The following is a 7,427-nucleotide window of genomic DNA, read 5'->3' as shown; positions in this document are numbered from 1 at the left end:
CTACGTCGGTGTGATTCTCGAAACGTCCGTCGCTGTAGAATGTATTGTCCATGGCAAAAGCCATGCCGATGGTCTGCTCATCGGAGATGGAACCGGTGACATCGGCTTTGGTACGCACGATATTTTCTTTGATATTGCTCACCATGAGGTCGTGTTGGCGCTGGTAGACCAACAAACTGGTTTCGGCACGGAATTGGAGAGGCATATCGTCGCTCGTGGAACTTACCCCGAAATGTACATCACCCGAAACGAATTTCTGCTTGTTGCTGACGAAGTCGGGCAGGAAGTTGAAATTGCTTTGGTTGAACTTTCCGGCAATATTCAAATCGACTTTGCTGAAGGCATGTACATAATCCATGGCAGCATGGGTACGGTAGTAGAATGAATTCCACTTCCCGCCATTATCCGGCAAGTCCAGTTTGCCATCCATGCCATCCATTGTGAATGTCAGGTTGAGGCGGTCTTTGGGGGATAAAGAGAAGAGGTAGTTGGCGCGTACATCGAGGTTACCGTAGTTACCGTATCCCAAGCGTACATATCCGGGCAGCGCTTTCGCCTGCGTCTCTTTTCCGGTATAGGCTTGCATGATACCTGCGGGGATTTGGGTTGCCGGCATCAGGGTGGCGTCATATTCCACCGCCTTTTTGCTGACGGTAGGAGGTTCCACCCTGGGAAGCACGTTCACTTTGGAGGCATCCATGATGTCCGGATTATATTCTTGTTCCACGACTACCGTACGGTTCATGGTGGTGTCTTGGGGTTGTGTCTGGGCTTGTGCTCCCAAAGAGAGGGAGACAAGCATAGTTCCTGCGAGGATATATTGTATCTTTTTCATAATGTGCTATATTTCTTACTTCAATTTCTCCAGTCTTTCGTTAATCATGCTTGCTATATCGTCGTCGGCCTGGTAGTTCTGCTGCAGGCTCAATAGGTATTGGCGTGCATCGAGCTTCTTGTCCATGGCTACATATACATCAGACAGAAGGATGAAACTGCGTGCCAGCCAGTAGGCATACGGTGTGCTTTGGTCGATGAAATTAAGGATTTCCTTTTCTGCAGAGGCATAATTACCGGCATTGTACCATTGTAATGCCACCAGATATTTGGCTTCGGCTCCATAAAGGGTACGGGTGTCTTTGGCCAGCAGCTGAAGGTCATCCATTGCCTTCTTGTCGGCTTTCTGGTTGAGGTATGCCTTGGCACGGTAGTACAACGCCTCGTTCCGGAGCTCCGGAGACAGCTTGGCTTCGGCAAGCAAGGCTGTGGCGGCGTTGATGACTTCCGCATCATCATGCATCAGTGCTCCACAGCGCAGTACACCGATAGCGCCAAGCTGGCGGCGCTCTGCCGTGGTGGCTTTGGCCTGCAATTTCTTGTAGTCGGCCAATGCCAGGTCATATTGCTGGCGGTTGAACAGAATTTCTCCATGCATCAGCAAAGCCTCTTCAGAATATGGGTTATCGGGGTATTCCAGCAGTTTTCCGGCATGTTCCAATACCGCCTCTTCATCTTTCTGCTCTTTGCCTATGACGCAGAGGTAGTAGTGTGCATTCAGGCTGAAAGCGCCTCCCGGATAACTTTGCAGATAACGGGTGAAGCTCTCTTTGGCAGGTGTGGCTTCGCCTTTCATATATACTTTTTCGGCAGCGATGTAAGTCAGCGAGTCTTGCTCACTGGGTTCGAAGCGGATTTCTCCCGGCATCTGGGCGGCAAGGGCGGCAAACTCGTCCACGCGGTTGGCATCTACGTAGATGGACTTCAAGTCGCGCATGGCAAGGCGGGCTTCCTCGCTTCCGGGATATTGGGTGACCACATGCTTGTAGGCTTCTATGGCACGGTCATAGTCATCGTTCTGGTAGTAAAGCAGACCGATTTCGGCGGCGGCTTTACGGCTGACGGGGCTTTCGGGGTATTTGGCAAGCAGCTCGCGGAAGGTGGCGATAGCCTGGCGGCTGTTGTTGCTCTGTACGTAGGAGCGTCCCTTCTCGTAGAGGGCATTGATGGCGTAGGGCGAGTTGGGATATTTGGCTGCAAGTCGGTCCAGCATGCTCACCTTTTCCGTATAGTTTTTCTGCATGCCATATACCAGTGCTAATTGATAGACGGCATAGTCTCCGGCGGGAGTGTTCAGGTTCTCGGCTTTGGCGTAGTATTGCTTGGCTTCCTCGAAACGGCGGACGTGCAGGTTACAGTCACCGATGCGGTTGTAGGCATCTGCCAATGCGGTCGGGTTTTCGCCTTTCTCCAGTTGGACAAAGTTGCGGAAACGGTTCTCTGCCGTCGAATAGTCTTTCTGGTGGAAAGCGATGTAGCCCAGGTTATAGTAGGCAAGGGCAAACATTTCCGTATCCCTCTGCCGGGTGAGTGACAGATATTCGTTGAAATTGCGGGCAGCTTCTCTCATCCGGTTCAGGCGGTAATAAGACTCGCCGAGCCAGTAGAGGGCGTCTGCCTTGGTCTGGAGGTTGTATTGCCCCAACGTGACGCTTTGGTTGAAGTAACCGATGGCTTGTTCGAACTGCGTGTTGGCAAAAGACTGGGTCCCGAGTTGGAACAGAATCTTTTGTTTGGCTTCCAGAATGGCTTTGCTGGGATGGGAGATACGGTCGATGGACTTGAGTGCGGCATCATAGCTGCGTGTATTCATGTATACTTCCACCAGGTAGTTGCTGACCTTTTCGGCATAAGGAGAGTTCGGGAACTCGTTCAGGAATTTCTCGAAGACGGTCACCGATTCGCCGAAAGCGGAATAGGAGGTCTCGTGAATGCATAAGGCGTAGTTATAGGCGGCTTGTTCCTTGACTTTCATATCGGCGTTGGAGGCGGCAGCCTGCTCGAAGGCCATACGCGCTTTGGTCTTGTCTGCCAGTTGCAGATAAGCCAGTCCCATGTGCAGGTATGCGTTCTGCGAAAGGGCATCGTTTTCGGCAGTCACTCTGCCGAGGACGGAGGGGACTTGCGAATACACGCCGCATTGATAATAGGACATTCCCAGCATGTAAAGGGCATCCCTTCTATGAGCGGCAGATTCGGCATTGTGTTCTATATATTGTCCGAAGGACTTTACGGCTTCGTGATACTTCCCGAAATGGTATTCGGCTGTACCGAGGATACGGTTCAGCTCCGCCGTGTGGGTGTAGCTCAGACCGTCGGGATGGGCTGACAGTGCATTCTGCGCCACGATTTCCGCCTTGTCGTACTGCTTCTTCAACAGATAGATTTCGGCGATGTAATAGGGAACCAAGTCCTTGTATTTGGCATTGTCCTGCAAAGGCAGGAAACCGCTGAGCGCTTCGTCATACCGTCCTTGGGTATATCGGATATAAGAGATGTAGTAAGCACAGTCCGCTGCATATTTCCTGCTGGTGCTGCGCAGGGTCTCGAACCAGATGGCTGCTTCCTTTACATTGCCCGTCTTCAGATAGCAGGTGGCAAGGCGGTAGGTCATGTCGTCACGCTCCTCGGTACCCAGAAGGTCGAGGCGGGCAGAGTTGAACATGGCGAGGGCATCGTCATAATTGCCTTCGAAGAAATAGGAGGAGGCGATTAATGCATAGATGCGGTTGGCATGGGGAGTATCAGGATATTCGTCCAGAAAGGCGCGGAGCAGGTCTATGCTTTTGGGGTCTCTGAGCTCGTATGCGGCGCATACCAGCATGTATTCCGCTTCTTGCCGCTCGCCGGTATCGGGCAGAGGCTTGCCGTCTGCATTCATCTGGCGTACATAGGCTTGCAACGGGGAGATGGCGGCAGCATAGGCCTTTTGCTGGAACAGCGTTTGTCCTTCCTGGTAGAGTCGCTTGGGAGAAGTACTCTTCTCGCTTGTTTGTGCTGAGGCGAGTAAAGGTGCGCAACAGAGTGCTGTGCACAATATTCGGGAGATTTTATGTTTCATCTTCTTTTGTTAGAATAGGTATTTTACAAAAATACGGGTTTTAACCCGGAAATGTTACACTTGTTTGGCTTTTTTAGGATATATACCATAATAGGAACGAATAATCATTCACTTTTGTTCTTCCGTATGTCTTCCAGGAAGATACCCACTCCTTTGCGGATGGAGCCGAGTCCGAACTCTTCCGTACGGATATCTTTTAAGGGGAGGAAGAAGAGGTCTGCCGCGTCGTCCATCGCCTCGAAGTGCAAGGTGTCCTCCACCGTACAACGGAAAAACATATCCAGCGTGTGTACGGGGAAGCCGGAATAGATGTAAATATTGGGTAGGGAGAAGAGATATTCGGCCTTTGCCACCTTCATGCCGGTTTCTTCTCTTACTTCGCGGGCAACGCCTTCCTCACCGGTCTCGGTCATGTCGATGAAGCCTCCGGGGAGGTCCAGCGTCCCTTTGGCAGGCTCTTTGGCGCGGCGGCACACCAACAGCTCGTCGCGCTCGTTCAGTATCAAGGCGACGGTGGCGGAAGAGGGGTTGAAGTAGTAGACGAAACCGCAGTCGGCGCACTGCTTCGACTTCTCGTTATGAACTTCGAAATGGGCTGAACCGCATTTCGGACAATATTTGAATTGCGAAAGTGGATGTTCCATGATATTTTAGCCTTTGTCCGGGGGACAAAGATAATGGAAACCAGGTGTAGAATGAAAGGAACAGAGTGAATTTTTCGTATCTTTGGCGACTATAAAACCATATCGGATGAAAGATTTTGCTGCCATTGATTTTGAAACGGCCAACGAACAGCGTACCAGCGTTTGTAGTGTAGGAGTGGTTATCGTACGTGATGGAGAGATTGTGGACCATTATTATAGCCTCATCCGTCCCGAACCGGAGTATTACACTTATTGGAATACCCGCGTGCATGGTCTGACGTTGGCAGATACCCAGGATGCTCCTATCTTTCCCGTTGTGTGGCAGGAAATAGCTCCACGCATTGAAGGCTTGCCATTGGTAGCGCACAACAAGGCCTTTGATGAAAGCTGCCTGAAAGCTGTTTTCCGTACTTACTGCATGGATTATCCGGATTATGAGTTGTATTGTACTTTGCAGGCATCACGTCGTGCTATAAAGGGATTGCCTAACTATCAGTTGCATACAGTGGCTGTTTGCTGTGGCTATCAGTTGGAACATCATCATCATGCGTTGGCTGATGCTGAGGCTTGTGCATGGATAGCGAAACAGGTCATATAAATAAACAGAGGAGACTTGTCATGAAGCCTCCTCTGTGGAATTGTTTGTTTCCTTGATAAAACTCTATCAGTTTATCCTAATGGATTTTCACCTTGGTCACCATCATTGCCGCCGCCTCCGCTTTCGTTTCCTCCGGGATTTTCTTCATTGTCCGGCACGATTTCAGAGCCGGTTACCAATCGTGTGATGCCCGATTGTTTCATCATGTTCTTCAAACGTTGTCCCGGCACGAAAATCAGTTTCTGGCGGTAAACGACATCAGCCGTTACAGACTTTGCATCCTCCTGGCTTTTGCCGTTCAATCCCGGTCGGAGGCTTCCGAAGTCTCCCAGCCGTACGGTTGCACCGATGCTGGCATAGGTGCAGAGTGCGTCAATCATACCGTCCAATACGGCTTTTACGATACCTCTTGGCACCATCCCTTGACTGGTCACCTGGTCGCATAATCTATCAAAATCAATATTTGCTACGGAATAAGAAGCAGCTACATACTTCTCGGTTTTGGTACCAATGCCTACCATTCTCTTTTTTACTACATAACGAAATGCCATAATGTTTTTTGTTTTTAATGGTTGTTACTTGCGGTTTCGTTCACTCGTCAGTTAGCGAGACCTGTTTCTTTGTGACCACGGTGCGAAGTTACAACACTTAAAAACGGCATGGTGCTTTAACGGGACTGAACGACTTTTTTTAACGTTGTATTTAGCCATTTGACGACATGGAAAGTCCTATGCTATAACCTATTGCCTATATTTAAAAAAAATGAGTGATTACATAAAATAAACACATAGCGAAAAAGTAAATTTGGGCAAAGCGTAGCGAATTAGCTGATAGAGCGTTCGTTACGCTTTGTTTTTCTATGGGACAGAGCCAACGAAATACCACCTCGAAGCCAAACGGTGCAGAAGTTCAGTTACCACCTCGTTACTCCCGTAACGGGTGCAGATTTCTTGCTAAACAGTTCTGTTTCTGCGTTTTGCGTAGATTTACATAGCTGTCGGTAACTCACTAATAACTAATTTTGTAATCAAAAAAAGGAGTGAGTTATGCGAAGTACATTCAAGGTATTATTTTACGTGAAGAAAGGCAGCGAGAAGCCGAACGGCAACCTGCCTTTAATGTGCCGTATCACGGTGGACGGCGAGATTAAACAGTTCAGTTGCAAGATGGACGTTCCCCCACGGTTGTGGGACGTGAAGAACAGCCGTGCTTCGGGCAAGAGCGTCGAAGCACAGAAAATCAACCTTGCGGTAGATAAAATCCGTGTGGAGGTAAACCGCCGCTATCAAGAGTTAATGCAGACGGACGGTTATGTTACCGCCGCCAAACTCAAAGACGCCTATCTCGGTATCGGCGTCAAGCAGGAAACTTTGCTGAAACTGTTCGAGCAGCACAACGCCGAGTTTGAGAAGAAAGTCGGGCACAGCAGGGCGCAGGGTACATTTACCCGTTATCGGACGGTCTGCAACCATATTCGGGAGTTTTTGCCCCATACCTACAGGCGTGAGGATATTCCGTTAAAGGAACTCAACCTCACGTTCATCAACGATTTCGAGTATTTTCTGCGCACGGAGAAGAAATGCCGCACCAATACCGTGTGGGGCTACATGATTGTGTTGAAACACATCGTTTCCATTGCAAGGAACAACGGGCGTTTGCCGTTCAATCCCTTTGCCGGATATATCAACTCTCCCGAAAGCGTGGATAGGGGCTACCTCACCCAAACGGAGATACAGACGCTCATGGACGCACCGATGAAGAACGCCACCCACGAGCTTGTACGGGACTTGTTCGTCTTTTCTGTTTTCACGGGTTTGGCGTATTCGGACGTGAAGAACCTCACCGTCGACCGCCTGCAAACATTCTTCGACGGCAACCTGTGGATAATCACCCGAAGAAAGAAGACCAACACCGAATCAAACATCCGCCTTTTGGACGTTCCCAAGCGTATCATCGAAAAGTACAAGGGGCTGGCAAGGGACGGTCATGTTTTCCCCGTTCCGAGTAACGGAAGCTGCAACAAGATACTCAAAGATATAGGCAGACAATGCGGCTTCAAGGTACGTTTGACCTACCATGTGGCACGCCACACGAACGCCACGACCGTACTTCTGTCGCACGGCGTACCCATCGAAACGGTGAGCCGCCTTTTGGGACACACGAACATAAAAACCACCCAAATTTACGCCAAAATCACCGCCCAGAAGATAAGCCAAGACATGGAAACCTTGTCGCACAAGTTGGAGAACATGGAGAAGAATATCTGCCGAGCCATCTAATTAAAAACAGA

5 protein-coding genes and 1 pseudogene are annotated in these 7,427 nt (G+C 49.8%); 2 read left to right on the top strand and 4 right to left on the bottom strand.

The features are described 5' to 3' along the window. The 3 genes and pseudogenes from ABUA47_RS12090 to ABUA47_RS12080 all read right to left on the bottom strand — a co-directional run. Positions 1-835, bottom strand: a pseudogene (locus tag ABUA47_RS12090) (TonB-dependent receptor); the annotation flags it as partial. Between the two features lie 15 nt (positions 836-850). Continuing rightward, a complete protein-coding gene (locus tag ABUA47_RS12085) occupies positions 851-3,895 on the bottom strand; it encodes a tetratricopeptide repeat protein (RefSeq protein ID WP_035447158.1) in 3,045 nt (1,014 codons plus the stop codon). Between the two features lie 104 nt (positions 3,896-3,999). After that, positions 4,000-4,539, bottom strand: a complete 540-nt coding sequence (locus ABUA47_RS12080; protein WP_005834443.1) for an NUDIX domain-containing protein — start codon at positions 4,537-4,539, stop codon at positions 4,000-4,002. A gap of 106 nt (positions 4,540-4,645) precedes the next feature. On the opposite strand from ABUA47_RS12080, the gene ABUA47_RS12075 reads away from it, so the two are divergent. After that, entirely contained in the window at positions 4,646-5,137 is a 492-nt protein-coding gene (locus ABUA47_RS12075) for a 3'-5' exonuclease (RefSeq protein WP_349831624.1), read from the top strand. A 71-nt stretch (positions 5,138-5,208) separates the two neighbouring features. Here the strand turns inward: ABUA47_RS12075 and ABUA47_RS12070 are convergent, their stop codons facing one another. Continuing rightward, complete coding sequence (locus ABUA47_RS12070) at positions 5,209-5,688, bottom strand: DsbA family protein (RefSeq protein WP_005830632.1); 480 nt, start codon at positions 5,686-5,688, stop codon at positions 5,209-5,211. A 495-nt stretch (positions 5,689-6,183) separates the two neighbouring features. Here ABUA47_RS12070 and ABUA47_RS12065 point away from each other — a divergent pair, with 495 nt between their 5' ends. Next, on the top strand, positions 6,184-7,416 hold the full coding sequence (locus ABUA47_RS12065) for a site-specific integrase (RefSeq protein WP_349831623.1): 1,233 nt from the start codon (positions 6,184-6,186) through the stop codon (positions 7,414-7,416). Positions 7,417-7,427 lie beyond the last annotated feature (11 nt).

The organism is Bacteroides sp. RTP31139st1_H2_RTP31139_211217 (genome assembly GCF_040227615.1).
Taxonomy (GTDB): domain Bacteria; phylum Bacteroidota; class Bacteroidia; order Bacteroidales; family Bacteroidaceae; genus Bacteroides; species Bacteroides uniformis.
Note: the sequence above shows the minus strand (reverse complement) of the source record. Positions and strands in the feature narration are given on the sequence as shown.